This is a genomic window from Mesorhizobium opportunistum WSM2075 (assembly GCF_000176035.2).
GTDB classification, from domain to species: domain Bacteria; phylum Pseudomonadota; class Alphaproteobacteria; order Rhizobiales; family Rhizobiaceae; genus Mesorhizobium; species Mesorhizobium opportunistum.
Genome location: NC_015675.1, coordinates 4,935,777 through 4,952,499, shown reverse-complemented (window position 1 = coordinate 4,952,499; position 16,723 = coordinate 4,935,777). Strand labels below are relative to the sequence as shown.

At 63.1% G+C, this 16,723-nt stretch carries 13 protein-coding genes; 10 read left to right on the top strand and 3 right to left on the bottom strand.

Translation table 11 applies throughout. The features are described 5' to 3' along the window. Positions 1–69: 69 nt before the first annotated feature. Positions 70–3,450, top strand: coding sequence for a DUF3971 domain-containing protein (locus tag MESOP_RS23955; protein WP_013895912.1), 3,381 nt, complete (start codon positions 70–72; stop codon positions 3,448–3,450). A 7-nt stretch (positions 3,451–3,457) separates the two neighbouring features. Here MESOP_RS23955 and tyrS read toward each other — a convergent pair whose 3' ends face one another. Next, entirely contained in the window at positions 3,458–4,711 is a 1,254-nt protein-coding gene (gene tyrS, locus MESOP_RS23950) for a tyrosine--tRNA ligase (RefSeq protein ID WP_013895911.1), read from the bottom strand. Between the two features lie 309 nt (positions 4,712–5,020). On the opposite strand from tyrS, the gene MESOP_RS23945 reads away from it, so the two are divergent. The 4 genes from MESOP_RS23945 (at position 5,021) to MESOP_RS23930 (ending at position 8,618) form a co-directional block, all read left to right on the top strand. Continuing rightward, complete coding sequence (locus MESOP_RS23945; RefSeq protein ID WP_013895910.1) at positions 5,021–5,755, top strand: glycosyltransferase family 2 protein; 735 nt, start codon at positions 5,021–5,023, stop codon at positions 5,753–5,755. After that, positions 5,748–6,080, top strand: coding sequence for a lipid-A-disaccharide synthase N-terminal domain-containing protein (locus MESOP_RS23940; RefSeq protein ID WP_013895909.1), 333 nt, complete (start codon positions 5,748–5,750; stop codon positions 6,078–6,080). The genes MESOP_RS23945 and MESOP_RS23940 overlap by 8 nt, the downstream gene beginning before the upstream one ends. A gap of 42 nt (positions 6,081–6,122) precedes the next feature. Further along, on the top strand, positions 6,123–7,772 hold the full coding sequence (locus MESOP_RS23935) for an ArnT family glycosyltransferase (RefSeq protein ID WP_013895908.1): 1,650 nt from the start codon (positions 6,123–6,125) through the stop codon (positions 7,770–7,772). A 183-nt stretch (positions 7,773–7,955) separates the two neighbouring features. Beyond that, positions 7,956–8,618 carry a phosphatase PAP2 family protein gene (locus MESOP_RS23930; protein ID WP_245264956.1) on the top strand — a complete coding sequence of 221 codons (663 nt, stop codon included), beginning with the start codon at positions 7,956–7,958 and terminating at the stop codon, positions 8,616–8,618. 12 nt (positions 8,619–8,630) lie between these two features. On the opposite strand, the gene MESOP_RS23925 is transcribed toward MESOP_RS23930, so the two are convergent. Then, the gene (locus MESOP_RS23925) at positions 8,631–9,299 is read right to left on the bottom strand and encodes an FMN-binding negative transcriptional regulator (protein ID WP_013895906.1); all 669 of its coding nucleotides are present in this window, start codon (positions 9,297–9,299) and stop codon (positions 8,631–8,633) included. Positions 9,300–9,342: 43 nt separating this feature from the next. Next, the gene (locus MESOP_RS23920) at positions 9,343–10,017 is read right to left on the bottom strand and encodes an alpha/beta hydrolase (protein WP_013895905.1); all 675 of its coding nucleotides are present in this window, start codon (positions 10,015–10,017) and stop codon (positions 9,343–9,345) included. Between the two features lie 238 nt (positions 10,018–10,255). On the opposite strand from MESOP_RS23920, the gene MESOP_RS23915 reads away from it, so the two are divergent. The 5 genes from MESOP_RS23915 (at position 10,256) to MESOP_RS23895 (ending at position 16,722) form a co-directional block, all read left to right on the top strand. Beyond that, positions 10,256–11,434: a cysteine desulfurase family protein gene (locus MESOP_RS23915; protein WP_013895904.1), complete on the top strand. Its 1,179-nt coding sequence runs from the start codon at positions 10,256–10,258 to the stop codon at positions 11,432–11,434. A 243-nt stretch (positions 11,435–11,677) separates the two neighbouring features. Beyond that, positions 11,678–13,195, top strand: coding sequence for a Fe-S cluster assembly protein SufB (gene sufB, locus MESOP_RS23910; RefSeq protein ID WP_013895903.1), 1,518 nt, complete (start codon positions 11,678–11,680; stop codon positions 13,193–13,195). 227 nt (positions 13,196–13,422) lie between these two features. Next, complete coding sequence (sufC, locus tag MESOP_RS23905; protein WP_013895901.1) at positions 13,423–14,178, top strand: Fe-S cluster assembly ATPase SufC; 756 nt, start codon at positions 13,423–13,425, stop codon at positions 14,176–14,178. A 25-nt stretch (positions 14,179–14,203) separates the two neighbouring features. Next, the gene (gene sufD / locus MESOP_RS23900) at positions 14,204–15,472 is read left to right on the top strand and encodes a Fe-S cluster assembly protein SufD (protein WP_013895900.1); all 1,269 of its coding nucleotides are present in this window, start codon (positions 14,204–14,206) and stop codon (positions 15,470–15,472) included. Positions 15,473–15,477: 5 nt separating this feature from the next. After that, positions 15,478–16,722, top strand: coding sequence for a cysteine desulfurase (locus tag MESOP_RS23895; protein WP_013895899.1), 1,245 nt, complete (start codon positions 15,478–15,480; stop codon positions 16,720–16,722). Position 16,723: the final 1 nt, after the last annotated feature.

The window sequence follows — 16,723 nt, the reverse complement described above, 5'->3', positions numbered from 1 at the left end:
GCGAAGCCACACCGATATAGTGTCGAGCGGGGATTCGTCCACGAGCGAATTCGTACAACGGAAGATTGCGTGGATCAGGAGCAACCGCAGCACGAGAAGATCAGGTTCAGGCGGGATGAGATCGCCGACCTGGGGACCTTGCCGTCCGCGTGCCGGGTGCCGCCGCTTGGTCAGGCCCGGATCGGACGTGGCCTTCGCATCCTTTCGCGCGTGTTCGCGGGCATGGTTGCGCTCACGCTGCTGGTCGCGATAGCCGTCTATCTCATCGGTCTTTCCGGCATCGGGGCGGACCGGCTGCGCGTCGAGGCGGAAACCGCCATCGAGAAACTCGCCGGCGTCGATGTCCATGTCGCGGTCGGGCCCGCTCGCATCACGCTCGACAGTTCGAGTTTCGTTGCGCTCCAGGTCAGCGACGTCAGCCTGAAGACGAACGACGGCAAGCCCATGGCCGACGCCGGGCGTGTGCGCTTCGGTGTCCGCCTTGTGCCGCTGCTGTGGGGTGAGGTGCGGCTGACGAGCGCCAGGATTTCCGATGCGCGCATCGTCATGGCGGCGATGCCCTCCGGCGGCGACTGGACCGCCGCGCTGCGCAATGAGGACGGCCTCGTCGATCCCGAGAAACTGTCGGACGCGGTGTTCGGCAACATCCATCGCGCCCTCGACGCCGTGCGGGAAGATTCGATGCGCCGGATCGATCTCAGCAATGTCGAATTCGTGCTGCCCGATACCGGATCGATCAAGCTGGTCAAGATCGCCGACGCCACCGTCGTTCAGTCGGGGCCGGGCGGCATGGAATTTTCGTCACAGGCCGATGTCGACGGCAGGACGATCAAGGTTGCCGCTTCCGCCACACGCGATGTCGCGGCGCATCGCGTGACGGCGCTGGAAGCGAGCATCGATCTGGCGGCTCCCGCCGGCACCACGGCCGGCGCCGGGAAGCTGGGCGCCGTGGCGTTGAAGCTGAAGGGATCGGAAGGTGCCGGCACGAATGCGTCGCAACTGACGGCCGCCTTGTCGTCGACCGGGTCGGTGCTCGATCTCGGCACACGTGGATTGCTGCCGGCGGACGTCGCGGTCGATGCGACGCTTGTCGCCGGCAGCAACAAGATCCAGGTGGACAGGATGCTGTTCAAGACCGGCCGGTCGACATTCGATTTCGCCGGCTCCATCGGGCCGAAGCCGGCATCGGGAGCGGCCGGCGACGAACCCGCCTACCGCTACGATCTGACCAGCGACGGTTCGTCGCTGGCGCCATCGGAGTCACCCGAGCCCGCGTTGAGCTTCCTTGCGCGAATAGCCGGCGTGTACCAGACCAAAAGCCACAAATTGGTGGCCGAGCAGATCGCGCTTCGTTCCGATACCAGTGGCGAAGTGCTGGGAACCGCGGCCGTCGAGTTCGTCGACGGCAAGGCGCCCGGGATCAACCTCGCTTTCAACGTTCACAACATGCTGGTCTCCCACGTCAAGCAGCTCTGGCCGTGGTTTTCAGCGCGCAATGCGCGGCTCTGGGTGCTGAGCAATCTGTTCGGAGGCCGCGTCGTCGACGGCAATCTCCAGTTCCAGGTGGTGCCCGATCGCCTCGGCAACGGTGTGCCGCTTTCCGCCGACGAAGTGTTCGGCCGCTTCCAGATCGACGGGACGCGTTTCGACACGGCCGGTCGCATTCCGCCGATACGCGACGCGGTCGGTGTCGTCGCCTTCCACGGCAATGACGTCGACGTCTCCCTGTCCTCGGGCACCGTCTTCATGCCCAGCGGCCGCACCGTGGCGGCCAGCAACGGCACGCTGGCGGTAAAGGCGGCGAACCGCCCGCCGGTCATCGGCGCGCTCGACATCGACGTTGCCGGCGACGCGGCGGCTGTCGCCGAATTGGCCTCCTACGAACCGATCAATGCCATGCGCCATGTCGGCTTTCTGCCGGATGACCTGTCCGGCAGCGTCACCGGCCATGTCAAGGCTGATATCCCGCTTCAGTCCGGCGTCGACAGCTCCAAACTCGACTGGCTCGTATCGCTCGACTACACCGGCCTTTCACTGGCCAAGCCGTTCGAAGGGCAGACCGTGGCGGATGCCGACGGCTCGATCACGGTCGATCCCGAAAAGGCGGTGATCTCGGCCAAGGCGTCGCTGAACGGCATTCCGGCCGAACTCGACCTCGTCGAGCCGCTGGCCGATGATGGGCCGGCGCGCAGCCGCAAGGTCGCCCTGGTGCTCGACGACAAGATCCGTGCCGCCGCCATGCCCGGCCTTACGCCGCTGCTTGCCGGCACGGTGAAGGTCGCGATCGACAAGAGCGGCAGCGGCAATCAGAACGTCTCGGCCGACCTGACCAATGCCAGGCTGGACATTCCCTGGGCCGGCTGGAGCAAGGGGGCAGGGGTTCCCGCCACCGCTACATTCGTCATGACAAAGTCGGGCGAGACCACGACGCTGTCCGACTTCGAGCTCGACGGCAAGACTTTCTCCATCGACGGCAACGTTGTCCTGCTCAACGGCGCCCTGTCGTCGGCAAAGTTCAGCAAGGTCACCTTGAATCGGGGCGACGACGTGGCGGTGTCCGTCAGGCGATCGGGCAAGGGCTATGCTGTCAACGTCAGCGGCAACGCCCTGGATGCCCGCTCGCTGATCAAGCAGTTCACCTCGGACGTCGACACCGCCACCAAGACCACTGGCGCCGACGCCATTTCGGTGAGCGCCGACGTCGATCGGCTCACCGGTTTCCACGACGAGCAACTCTCCAACCTGAAGCTCGACTACAGCGCGGCCGGCTCGCGGGTGAACGGCCTGAAGGTCAGTGCGACGGCGAGTTCTGGCGCCGCCATCACCATCAGCAACACCACCGGTGACGGCCAGCGGGCGCTCAACGTGCAGTCCGCGGACGCCGGCGCCATATTGAGGTTCCTGAACGTCTACGAGCACATGGAAGGCGGGTCGATCATGCTGGCCCTGTCGGGAGCCAGCGACGGGCCGATGAAGGGCAAGGTCGACACCAGCAATTTCTTCGTCGTCAACGAACCGAAGCTCGCCTCAATCGTCTCGACCACCCCGGCCGGCGACAGCCGTAGCCTCAACCAGGCGGTCAAGGGCAAGCTCGACACGTCGCGGGTCAAGTTCGAGCGTGGCTACGCCGAGATCGAGAAAGGCAGCGGTTATCTGAAGCTGGCCAACGGCGTGCTGCGGGGGCCGCGTATCGGCACGACCTTCCAGGGCATCCTCTACGACCAGAACAACAACATGGACATGACCGGCACCTTCATGCCGGTCTACGGCCTCAACCGCATCTTCGGCGAGCTGCCGATCGTCGGGGCGCTTCTCGGCAACGGCCGTGACAGGGGCCTCATCGGCGTGACCTACCGGCTCAGGGGCAATGCCAACAAACCGGTGCTCGACATCAATCCGCTCTCGGTGATCGCGCCGGGGATATTCAGGTCGATCTTCGAATACCGGTGAAGCGGCCTTAGATAGGCCGCACCAAAATGTGCTTTTTCCTGCCCAAAGATAGCTTTACGACGTTTTCCGGACTCAGATCCTGAAGCGTCACCAGCCGGCGCTCGTCGCTGACAGGCTGGTCGTTCAACCGCACCGCACCGCCTTGCACATGCCGCCGCGCTTCGCCGTTCGACGCCGCCAGCCCGGCGGTCACCAGCAGCGACAGGATACCGATGCCGGCTTCGAGCTTGGCGTTCTCAACCTCGACGGTCGGCAGCGATTCGGCGAGCGCGCCTTCCTCGAACGTCTTGCGTGCCGTGTCGCTGGCCTGTTCCGCCGCCGCGCGACCATGCAGCAATGCGGTGATCTCCGTGGCGAGCACCTTCTTGGCGTCGTTGATCTCGGATCCGCCGAGCTGCCCGAGGCGCGCGACCTCGTCCAACGGCAGCGTCGTGTAGAGTTTCAGGAACCGGCCGACATCGGCGTCCTCGGTGTTGCGCCAATACTGCCAGAACTCGTAAGGCGAGAGCATGCTGGCATCGAGCCAGACCGCGCCCGAGGCGGACTTGCCCATCTTGGCGCCCGACGAGGTGGTGAGCAGCGGCGTGGTCAGCGCATAAAGCTGCGCGTCCTCCATGCGGCGACCGAGATCGATGCCGTTGATGATGTTGCCCCACTGGTCGGAGCCGCCCATCTGCAGACGGCAGCCGAGGCGCTTGTAGAGTTCGACGAAGTCGTAGGCCTGCAGGATCATGTAGTTGAATTCGAGAAAGGACAATGACTGCTCGCGGTCGAGCCGCAGCTTGACGGAATCGAACGCCAGCATGCGGTTGACCGAAAAGTGACGGCCGACATCGCGCAGGAAATTGACGTAGTTGATCTCCATCAGCCAGTCGGCGTTGTTGACCATGATGGCGTCATTCGGACCGCTGCCGAATTTGAGGTACGGCACGAAATTGCGACGGATGCCGACGAGATTGTCGTCGATGTCCTGCGGGGTCAGAAGCTTGCGCGCCTCGTCCTTGAAGGAAGGGTCGCCGATCATCGAAGTGCCGCCGCCCATCAGCGCGATCGGCCGATGGCCGGTCTGCTGCAGCCAGTGCAGCATCATGATCTGGATCAATGAGCCGGCGTGCAGGCTCTTGGCGGTGGCGTCGAAGCCGATATAGGCCGTCACCGTCTCCGTGGCGAAGAGATTGTCGAGGCCGGCATCATCCGAAGTCTGGTGGATGAAACCGCGCTCGCTCATCGTGCGCAGGAAGTCGGATTTGAAGGCAGGCATGGTTTCTTTCCCGAAAGCGTCCGCCCGTCCGGCGCGGGCGTATGTGAACGGGCGCGTTTAGCATCCAAGCGCGATCAGCAAAAGTGGATTCCGATCTTGCGCCGGATTGCCTGCCAACCGAGGGGCTGCGACCAGCAGGGGGTGGATGCGGTTTTGTGGCACGCACGGATGATGTCCGTCATGCTTGCTTCATCGTTTCGGCTGGCGTAATGAGGCGCCGCGCCACAAGGTTCTTGCAGCCCACGACCTCCAGCGGCACCGTACGGCATTCAAAACATGCCATATCCGACGACAGAGCCCCGACGCGACATGCCGGACGCATTGATATCCATTGTCATTCCCTGCCGGAACGAGGCGGCAAACCTGCCGTTGCTGATCGACGAGATCGAGGCGGCGATGGTAGGGCGCGACTTCGAACTGATCATCGTCAATGATGGCTCGACCGACGACACCGCGGCCGTTCTTGCCGAACAGGCAGGTCTTCGCCCGTTCCCGGTGCGGGAATTGCGGCACCGGAAATCCGCCGGCCAGAGCCTTTCGGTGCGTTCGGGCGCCTGGGCAGCGCGCGGCGGCATCGTCGCCACGATCGATGGCGATGGCCAGAACGATCCGCAATACATTCCCGTGCTGGTCGACGCCTTGCGGCAGGCCGGCCCCGATTTCGGCGCCGCACAGGGGCAGCGCCTCAAGCGTCGCGACAGCAAGGTCAAGCAACTGGCGTCACGTTTCGCCAATTGGCTGAGGAACGCCATCCTGCATGACGAGACGCGCGATACCGGCTGCGGCCTGAAGGCTGTTCATACCGACATCCTGCGCAAACTGCCGTTCTTCGACGGCACGCATCGCTTCGTGCCGGCTCTGGTCATCCAGGAGGGGTACCGCGTCGTGCACTGCGACGTGGTCGACCGTTCGCGCCGGCACGGCAAATCGAATTACGGCATCTTCGATCGTGGCCTGCAGGGCGCGCTCGATCTTGGTGGCGTCTGGTGGCTGCGCCGCCGGCGCCGCAGAATGCCAAAAGTAGAGGAAATCAAGCGTGTTTAACGTGCTTCAGGAACTGGGGACCTGGCTTCATCAGGTCTTCATCAAGCAATTCGATGCGTGGGTCCTGCTCGGCTTCATCGCCCAGTTCTTCTTCACCATGCGCTTTCTGGTGCAGTGGTTGGCCTCCGAAAAGGCCAAGCGCAGCGTTGTGCCGGTTGCCTTCTGGTTCTTCTCGCTGTTCGGCGGCGGCCTGCTTCTGATCTACGCCATCCAGCGCCAGGATCCGGTGTTCATCGCCGGCCAGGCCATGGGCCTGTTCATCTACATCAGAAATCTCTGGCTGATCGCCAATGAGCGCAAGGCGGCGATGACCAAGGTCGATTGAGCGGCCCGTGTGCGTGAAGAACATGATCGGAGAGGCTCAAAAATGGCGTTGAACAGGAACTACATCCTTCTCTTCCTGTTCAGCCTGATGATGACGGCCTCGGGGCTGGCATCCCTGCCGCCGATCGACCGCGACGAGTCGCGCTTCGTCCAGGCTACCAAGCAGATGGCGGAGAGCGGCGACTATGTCGACATCCGCTTCCAGGAGGCCTCGCGCTACCAGAAGCCGGTTGGCATCTACTGGCTGCAATCGGCAGCCGTGACGCTGAGCGGCAAGGGCGCTGAAGCACCGATATGGGTCTACCGCACGGTCTCGGCGCTCGGCATCGCCATTGCGGTGCTGGCGATCGCGTGGACGGGAACCAATCTTTTCGGAGCGAATGCCGGTGTCGTCGCTGGCCTGGTGATGGCTGCGATCTTCGCCACCGCCTTCGAGGGGCGGGATGCCAAGACCGATGCGATGCTTTTGGCCTGCTGCGTGGCCGCGCAAGGCGCGCTGGCGCAGATCTACCTGGCATCGCGCCGCAACGAGCCGGTCGCCGGCCATCTCTGGTGGATTTTCTGGATCGCGCAAGGCGCGGCGATTCTCATCAAGGGGCCGATCGCGCCGCTGCTTTCGGCGCTGACCATCGCGGTGCTGTTTGCCTTCGAGCGCGATGGGCGCTGGCTGTCGAAGCTCAGGATCGGGCGCGGCCTGCTGCTTGTCGTGGTGATTGCGCTGCCCTGGCTCGCCGCGATCACCTGGAAAAGCCATGGCGCCTTCCTGCAGCAGGCCGTCGGCAAGGACATGCTTGGCAAGGTCGCGTCGGGCGAGGAATCGCACGGCATGCCGCCGGGCTTCTATATGCTGACCTATTCGCTGTTCATGTGGCCGTTCGGCCTGATCGCGGTCGGCGCCGGGCTGCAGGCCCTCAACCGGTTGCGCGACGACCCCAGGCTGCGCTTCTGCCTTGCCTGGTACATCCCGTTCTGGCTGGTCTTCGAGTTGATCCCGACCAAGCTGCCGCACTATGTCCTGCCGGCCTATCCCGGCATGGCGCTGCTGATCGGCTGGCTTTTGACCTTGCAGCCCGAGGATGCCAATGCGCCGCTCAAGCGCTGGCAGACCTGGTTGTGGTGGTCGACGGCATTTGGCCTGGTCGTGGTCAGCCTCGGCCTGGCGGCGGTCTGCGTGGGCGCACCGATCTACCTCACGCACACATTCTCATGGTGGAGCATCCCGGCCGCGGCGGCGGCGCTCGGCGCCGGCTACCTCGCCTTTTCGTGGCAGTTGCAGGTGCCGCTGCCCCGCATCGGCGCCATCGCCGCCTGTGCGGGCATCACCTATGGCTTGCTGTTTGGCGTCATCGCGCCGTCGCTGAAGCCGATCTGGCTGAGCCCGACCATCGAGACCGCGGTCAGCGCCTACAAGCCTTGCGATACCACGGTGCTGGCCTCGGCGCGGTATCAGGAACCGAGCCTGGTATTCCTGGTGGGCACGAAAACGGTGCTGACCGATATCGGCGGCGTGGCGGAACATCTGCTGGCCGATCCTGCCTGCGGCTTGGGACTGGCGCCGATCGAAGACGAGCAGAAACTGAACGGCATGCTGTCGGTGCAAGGCAAATCCGTGAACCGCCTCGCCGAGGTCGATGGCCTCAACTATTCGTCGGGAGACAAACTGTCGCTCGGCCTCTATCGTGTGGCGCCATGACGGCTGGTCCATGACAGGGTCGAATTCCCAATGCTCGTGAAACCGCGCCCTTCCGCTTTCGCCAGGCTTGTAGCGGTGAGACGCCGCTCCCTCGACAATTTTCGCGACACGTTGCGGATCGTGAGAAGGCGCTTTGCCGTTCGTCCAGCACGTTACCCTGACGTTGCATGGCCGGTTTGGATCGTGGTTTGGGTGCTGCTGACGGCGGCGGCCTTTGTCCGTCTCGACACACCGGCAGGGATGCTTCATGGCCAATGGTCGGGGGCACGGTTTGCCGAGTTCACGACCCAGTTCGCTCTCGGCGGCTGGTATCTGATCCCATCGGCGCTCTTGCTCGTCGCGGCCAATCTGATCGATTGGCGAGGCCTTTCACGGCGATCGTTGATGCTCGTCTACAACTGGACCTGCCTGGCATTCCTGGTGCTGAGTTCGGTTGGCCTTTCCGGCTTGCTGGTCAATGTCCTGAAATATGCGATCGGCCGCGCCCGCCCGCTCTACTTCCAGGATTTTGGTGTCCTGGCGTTGCATCCATTCGCCTTTGACGCGCGCTTCGCCGGTTTTCCCTCCGGCCATGCCACGACGATGGGCGCCGTGTTCGGTATTCTTCTGCTCTTGTTTCCACGGCGCTGGGCCATCGCCCTGATGGTCACGGCCTGCATCGCCTCGACCAGGGTCTTCGTCGGCGCGCACTATCCGAGTGACACCGTTGCCGGCTTCGGCCTCGGCTGCGCCTTCGCTCTCGCATGCGGATTGGTCTTTGCCCGGCTGGGCTTCATTTTCCGCCCGGCAGCCTCCGGTTTGCCGGTACGCAAAGCATCGTTCCGGCTGATTGCGCCGGAACGATAGGTCGCTGCCGGCTTAATTGCCGTCCAGGCCACCGTAAGACTTTACCAGGCGAACCATATCGGACGAATCGGCGACTTCGCTTTCAAGTCCGTGCGCGACGCCGACGCGATCAGCGACGGGACGGTTCTGGCTGACCTTCCACTTGCCGTGGATCTCGCCGATCTCGATCTCCAGCCCAATGATGCCCTTGATCTGCGACTGGATGAAGGGCGCCGGCGCGTCCGTCACCGCCCAGGGTGCCTCGCGAACGCCTTCCTGGGAGGCGGTCAGATCCGCGATCTGTCGTGCCAGCCAGTCCTGGTCATCCATCACCTTGACGGTGCCGCGCACCTGCACGATGGCGTAGTTCCAGGTCGGCACCACCTTGCCGGTCTCGCGCTTGGTCTCGTACCAGGACGGCGTCACATAGGCATCGGTGCCCTGGAAGACGATCAGCACGGGCGACGCCGGATTGTCGGCGATGAGGCGCCATTGCGGGTTGGCCCTGGCCAGGTGCGCGCGCAGCCTGCCGTTCGGCGGCAGGCTTTCACTAAGTTCAGAGGGGGCATCGAGCAAGAAGGGAATGGCGTTGGCCACCGGGCCGTCCGGCCCGTTCGAGATCAGCATGCCGAGCGGATGCGCCCGGATCAGTCCGTGCAGGACATCCGGCCGCGTTTCCTGGAACTGGGGAGGCTCATACATCCGCGCTCGTACCTTCCTTTTGCTTATCTCAGCCGCCCTTTTGCTATCTCAACCGCTTGGGCCGCGGATCCGACAATTCTCCAGCCAGCCGGCGGTCGAGATAGTCGGAGCATTCCTCGATCAGCAGATCGGCGTCGTTGGCGAAGAAATGGTTGGCGCCGGGCAAGGTCTTCTGCGTGATGGTGATGCCCTTCTGGGTGTGCAGCTTGTCGACCAGGCCCTGCACATCCTTCGGCGGCGCCACCTTGTCGGCGTCGCCATGGATGATCAGGCCCGATGACGGGCAGGGCGCCAGGAATGAGAAGTCATAAGTGTTGGGCTGCGGCGCGATCGAGATGAAGCCTTCGATCTCGGGCCGGCGCATCAGGAGCTGCATGCCGATCCACGAGCCGAAGGAATAACCGGCGACCCAGCAGCTCTTGGAATCCGGATGCAGCGATTGCACCCAGTCGAGCGCAGCCGCCGCGTCCGACAACTCGCCGGTACCGTGGTCGAATTCGCCCTGGCTGCGGCCGATGCCGCGGAAGTTGAAGCGCAGCGTGGTGAAATCGCGCTTCTGGAACATGTAGAAGAGGTCGTAGACGATCTTGTTGTTCATCGTGCCGCCGAACTGCGGATGCGGGTGCAACACGATGGCAATCGGCGCGCTCTTTTCCTTTGAGGGTTGGTAGCGCCCCTCCAGACGGCCGGCCGGACCGGTAAAAATGACCTCAGGCATGAAATACTCCACTTGTAATACGAATGCGCGGCGCCCGGAACGAACCTTCCTCTGGCCTTGACGCAGGGCGAGCGTCTTCCTAGAAGCTAGTTTAGAACTGTTCAAAACTGAGTGGCCAGACGTCGAGCCCGGCCACCGGCGCCGCAAGCCGCGTAAATAGGACGGCTCGCCTTGGAATTTCAAGGAAATAACGCCATACGACAACCGAATGGCTTCTGACGGGACCAACTGGACGAAAATGGCCGCAAAACGTGCCTATCTCGACTACAATGCCAGTGCACCGCTGCTTGCCGCGGCGCGCGAGGCCATGGTCGCGGCACTTGATGTTGCCGCCAACCCGTCATCGGTCCACGCGGAGGGGCGCGCGGCGCGGCGCCTGATCGAGACGGCGAGGCGCGAGGTGGCGGCGCTGGTGAATGCCAGGCCCGAACATGTCGTGTTCACCTCCGGTGCGACCGAAGCCGCCTCGACGCTGCTTTCCCCGGACTGGCAGATGGGACGCGGCAGCGTGCGCATGAGCCGGCTCTACGTCTCCGAGGCGGACCATCCCTGCCTTTTGAATGGCGGGCGCTTTCCCGCGGCGCAGGTGACGCGCATCGGCGTCGATGCCAACGGCATTGCCGATTTCGGCGCTTTGGCCACAGCGCTTGGCGGTCACGACAAGGCCGATGGCCTGCCGCTGGTCGCGATCCATGCCGCCAACAACGAGACCGGCGTCATCCAGCCGATCGATCGCATCGCCGAAATCGTCAAGGCGGCGGGCGGTGTCCTGGTGGTTGACGCGGTCCAGGCAACGGGCCGCGTTTCGATCGATATGTCAGCGGGTTACGCCGATTATTTGGTTCTGTCTTCGCACAAGATCGGCGGCCCCAAGGGTGTCGGCGCCATTGTCGCCGCCGCGGACCTGATGATGCCCAAGCCCCTGGTCAATGGCGGCGGTCAGGAAAAGGGCCATCGCGGCGGCACGGAAAACCTCGCCGCCATTGCCGGTTTTGGCGCTGCCGCGCGTGAGGCCCTGAACGGGCTGCAGGCGATCGATACGGTGCGCAAGCGCCGCGACGAGATCGAGGCCATCGTGAAAACCTTGGTGCCCGAGGCGGAAATCTTTGGAACCGGCGCGCCAAGGCTTGCCAACACGACATTCTTCGCTATTCCCGGCGTCAAGGCCGAAACCGCGCAGATCGCCTTCGATCTTGCCGGCGTGGCGCTGTCGGCGGGCTCCGCCTGTTCGTCGGGCAAGGTCGGGCCGAGCCATGTGCTGAAAGCCATGGGTTACGGTGACAGTCTTGGTGCCTTGCGCGTGTCGATCGGTTCGGCGACGGGCGCCGAGGATATCGAGCTGTTCAGGACCGCACTGGCGGGCATCGCTGCAAGGCAGGCCGCCAGGGAAAAGGCGGATAGAGAAGAAGCCGCGTAGCGGTTGGGAGCATCGGACCGAAAAGTGCGTAGCGGTTTTCGGGAAAATCCGATGCTTGACTAAGATGTTTTGGGTCTTTTTGACCTGGTAGAGCCGTGCGTTTCATGTTGGCCGGGTGAATTTCCGGTCGAGACGCATTATATGGAACTTACGCTGCCGCGAGCGCTTCTTTGGCGGTCATTTCGGCGGTGCCATAGTTTGAAAACTGTCGGGCCTTGACCCCGGCGTGGATGGAGAACGCATATGCCTGCTGTGCAGGACACGATCGATCGGGTCCGAAAGATCGACGTCGACCAATACAAATATGGATTCCAGACCGAGATCGCCGTCGACAAGGCTCCCAAGGGGCTGAGCGAAGACATCATCCGTTTCATTTCGGCCAAGAAGGACGAACCGTCCTGGATGCTGGAATGGCGCCTGGAAGCCTATCGCCGCTGGCTGACGCTGGAAGAGCCGACCTGGGCGCGCGTCAACTATCCCAAGATCGATTTCCAGGACATCTACTACTACGCGGCGCCCAAGAGCACGCCTGGCCCGTCGTCGCTCAGCGACGTCGATCCCGAACTCTTGAAGGTCTATGAGAAGCTCGGCATTCCGCTGCGCGAGCAGGAAATCCTCGCCGGCGTGCAGAAGACGGATGTTTCCGAGCTCGAGGAAGCCAGCGACAATGTCTACAAGTCGGGCCGTGTCGCCGTCGACGCGGTGTTCGATTCCGTCTCGGTGGTCACGACCTTCAAGAAGGAACTGGCGCAGGCCGGCGTCATCTTCTGCTCGATCTCGGAAGCCATCCGCGAGCATCCGGAACTGGTGAAGAAATATCTCGGCTCGGTCGTGCCGACGTCGGACAATTTCTATGCCACGCTGAATTCGGCTGTCTTCACCGACGGCTCGTTCGTCTTCGTGCCCAAGGGCGTGCGCTGCCCGATGGAGCTGTCGACCTATTTCCGCATGAACGAGAAGAACACCGGCCAGTTCGAGCGCACGCTGATCATTGCCGAGGAGGGGGCTTACGTCTCCTATCTCGAAGGCTGCACGGCGCCGCAGCGCGATGAGAACCAGCTTCACGCCGCCGTCGTCGAACTGGTCGCGCTCGACGATGCCGAGATCAAATATTCGACGGTGCAGAACTGGTACCCCGGCGACGCCGAGGGCAAGGGCGGCATCTACAATTTCGTCACCAAGCGCGGCGACTGCCGTGGCAACCGTTCGAAGATCTCGTGGACGCAGGTCGAGACCGGCTCGGCGATCACCTGGAAATATCCGAGCTGCATCCTGCGCGGCGACGATTCCCAGGGCGAGTTCTATTCGATCGCGGTGTCGAACGGCTACCAGCAGGTCGACTCTGGCACCAAGATGATCCATCTCGGCAAGAACACGTCGAGCCGCATCATCTCCAAGGGCATCGCCGCCGGCTTCTCGCAGAACACCTATCGCGGTCAGGTTTCGGCGCACCGCAAGGCGACCAATGCCCGCAACTTCACCAACTGCGACTCGCTGCTGATCGGCGACCAGTGCGGCGCGCACACCGTGCCCTACATGGAAGCCAAGAACTCGACGGCGCAGTTCGAGCACGAAGCGACGACCTCGAAGATTTCCGAGGACCAGAAGTTCTACGTCATGCAGCGCGGCATTCCCGAGGAGGAAGCCATCGCGCTGATCGTCAACGGCTTCGTCAAGGATGTCATCCAGCAGCTGCCGATGGAGTTCGCCGTCGAGGCGCAGAAGCTGATCGGCATCTCGCTGGAGGGAAGCGTGGGGTGACAAAGGCGCGCAAACGCGAACCCGCAGAAAGACATGTCTACCTGCGGGATCGAGTGGATAACTGGGAAGCGGGCCTGGGCCTCGCATTCTGGCTGTGCGCGATAGGAATAGCGCTGCTCGCTGCGGCCTACTCGCCGGATGGCTTTTGGCAGGGGCTTTGGGAAGCCTTGAAGCAGTTGTTGAATCGAGTTTAGCCAGGCAGACGGCTACTGATAGGACGAATGGAAATGCTTGAAATCAGAAACCTCCATGCCCGCATCGTCGATGACGGCACCGAAATCATCCGCGGCCTGAACCTGACGGTAAAAGCCGGCGAGGTCGCCGCGATCATGGGCCCGAACGGCTCGGGCAAATCGACATTGTCCTACATCCTCGCCGGCCGCGAGGATTATGAGGTGACCGAGGGCGACATCCTGTACAATGGCCAGTCGATCCTCGAAATGGATCCGGCCGAGCGCGCGACGTCGGGCATCTTCCTCGCTTTCCAGTATCCGATGGAGATACCGGGCGTGGCGACCATGGAATTCTTGAAAGTGGCCATGAACGAGCAGCGCAAGGCGCGCGGCGAGGAGCCGCTGAAGATCCCGGAATTCCTGAAGCGCGTGAAGGAAGCCGCCGCCTCGCTCAGCATGGACATGGCGATGCTGAAGCGGCCGCTCAATGTCGGCTTCTCCGGCGGCGAGAAGAAGCGTGCCGAGATCCTGCAGATGAAGCTCCTGGAGCCGAAGCTCTGCGTGCTCGACGAGACCGATTCCGGCCTCGACATCGATGCGCTGAAGATCGTTTCCGATGGCGTCAACGCGCTGCGCGCGCCGGACCGGGCGTTCCTGGTCATCACTCATTACCAGCGCCTGCTCGAACACATCGTGCCCGATAGCGTGCACGTGCTCTACAAGGGCCAGGTCATCAAGTCCGGCGACAAATCGCTGGCGCTCGACCTCGAAGCCAACGGCTATGCCGGCGTGATCGGGCAAGCCGCGTGAGATGCCAGAAGGCAAGGTCAAACTGATGAATATTCACACACAACCCCAGCGGACACCGGCCGAGACGGCGTTGATCGACGCCTTCGGCGACCGGCTGTCGCTGCTGCCGGGCGATGGCGCGGTGATGCTGAAGCGCGACGACGCCATCGAAGCGATCAAGCACGGCCTGCCGACGCGGCGCGTCGAATCCTGGCACTACACGGACCTTCGCCGGCTGCTGAACGCGGTGCCGGATTTCGATCCGGCTGCCGCCCCCAAGGCCGTTGGTCCGATCGTCGAAGGCTCTGCCGTGCTGGCGGTCCTGAACGGCAAGTCCGATGCGAAGATGCCGGCGGTGGACGGCGTCACCGTTGAGCGTCTGTCGGAAAAGCTGACCGACGGCAGCATCGCGCCGGGGCTCGATCCCTATGGCAGCGACGATGCCATCGGGGCGCTGAACACGGCATTCGTCGCCGATGGGTATTTTGTCGACATCGCCGACGGTGCCGAACTGGAAAAGCCGATCGAATTGCAGAATTTGCAGGCCGGCGGCCAGACCCATGTGCGCCTGCCGGTGCGTGTCGGTGCCGGCGCCAAGGCGGTCATCGTCGAACGCCAGGCCGGCGAGGGTGCGGCGTTGACCAGTTCGGTCAGCCAACTCGTGCTCGGCGAGGGCGCCGACGTGACATGGCTGATCGTCCAGGAACAGCCCGAGACCGCGACGCATCTGGCGCAGTTCAAGGCCCATATCGGCAAGGACGCGAAGCTGACGCTGTTCGTCATGAATGCCGGCGGCAGGCTGGTGCGCCAGGAGATCGTGGTCAGGACAACCGGCGAAGGCGCCGATTTCAAGCTGCGCGGCATCAATCTGCTGGCTGGCGACACCCACACCGACGTGACCATGGTGCTCGACCATGCCGTGCCGCATACGACCTCGACCGAAATTGTCCGCAACGTGGTGACGGGCAAGGCGCGCGGCGTCTTCCAGGGCCGCATCAACGTCCATCAGTATGCGCAGAAGACCAACGCCAAGATGGCCTGCAACACGCTGCTGTTGTCGGACGATGGCGAGTTCTCGACCAAGCCCGAGCTCGAAATCTTCGCCGACGACGTCGTCTGCGGTCATGGCGCGACGGTCACCGAGATCGACCACGACCATCTCTTCTACCTGATGGCGCGCGGTGTTGACGAGAAGAGCGCCCGCGGCCTTCTGGTCAAGGCGTTCGTCGCCGAGGTGATCGAGGAACTGGACGACGAAGCGATCGTCGACGCGCTCGAAGCGCGGCTCGACAGCTGGTTCGTGGCACACGGGTGATCCTGATGAACGCTCCAGGCAAGATTGGAGATTTCTACGACGTCGAGGCGATCCGCCGCGACTTCCCGATCCTGTCGCGGGAAGTCTATGGCAAGCCGCTGGTCTATCTCGACAATGGCGCCTCGGCGCAGAAGCCGCAGGTGGTGCTGGATACGATCCAGCATGCCTATTCCCAGGAATATGCCAACGTGCATCGCGGCCTGCATTTCCTGTCCAATGCGGCCACCGACGCCTATGAAAAGGCGCGGGAAACGGTGCGTCGCTTCCTCAACGCACCGAGCACCGACAACATCGTCTTCACCTCCAACACGACGTCGGCCATCAACACGGTCGCCTATGGCTATGGGATGCCCAACATCGGCGAGGGCGACGAGATCGTGCTGTCGATCATGGAGCATCACTCCAACATCGTGCCCTGGCATTTCATTCGTGAGCGGCAGGGCGCGAAACTGGTCTGGGTGCCGGTCGACGATCTCGGCATCTTCCACATCGAGGAATTCGAGAAGCGCCTGACCGACCGCACCAAACTGGTCGCCATCACCCAGATGTCGAACGCGCTGGGCACGGTGACCCCGATCAAGGAAATCGTGCGCATCGCGCACGCGCGGGGCATTCCGGTGCTCGTCGATGGCAGCCAGAGCGCTGTCCATATGCCCATCGACGTCCAGGACCTCGACTGCGACTTCTTCGTCTTCACCGGCCATAAGGTCTATGGGCCCTCGGGCATCGGCGTGCTCTATGGCAAGAAGGACATTTTCCAGGGCATGCGCCCCTTCATGGGCGGCGGCGAGATGATCGAGGAGGTGACGGAAGACATCGTCACCTACAATGAGCCGCCGCACCGCTTCGAGGCCGGCACGCCGCCGATCGTCCAAGCGATCGGGCTCGGTGCCGCGCTGGAGTATATGGAAAAAATCGGCCGCGAGCGCATTGCCGCGCATGAGGAAGACCTCAAGATCTATGCTCATGAACGGCTGCGCGCCATCAACTCGCTGCGCATTTTCGGCGACGCTCCAGGCAAGGGCGCCATCATATCGTTCGAACTCCAGGGTATTCATGCCCATGACGTGTCGATGGTGATAGATAGGCAAGGCGTGGCGGTCCGCGCCGGCACCCATTGCGCCCAGCCGCTGTTGAAACGCTTTGGCGTAACCTCCACATGCAGGGCATCGTTCGGCATGTATAATACCAGGGCCGAAGTCGACGCTTTGGCTGAAGCGCTTGAAAAAGCGCGCAAGTTCTTCGGGTGAC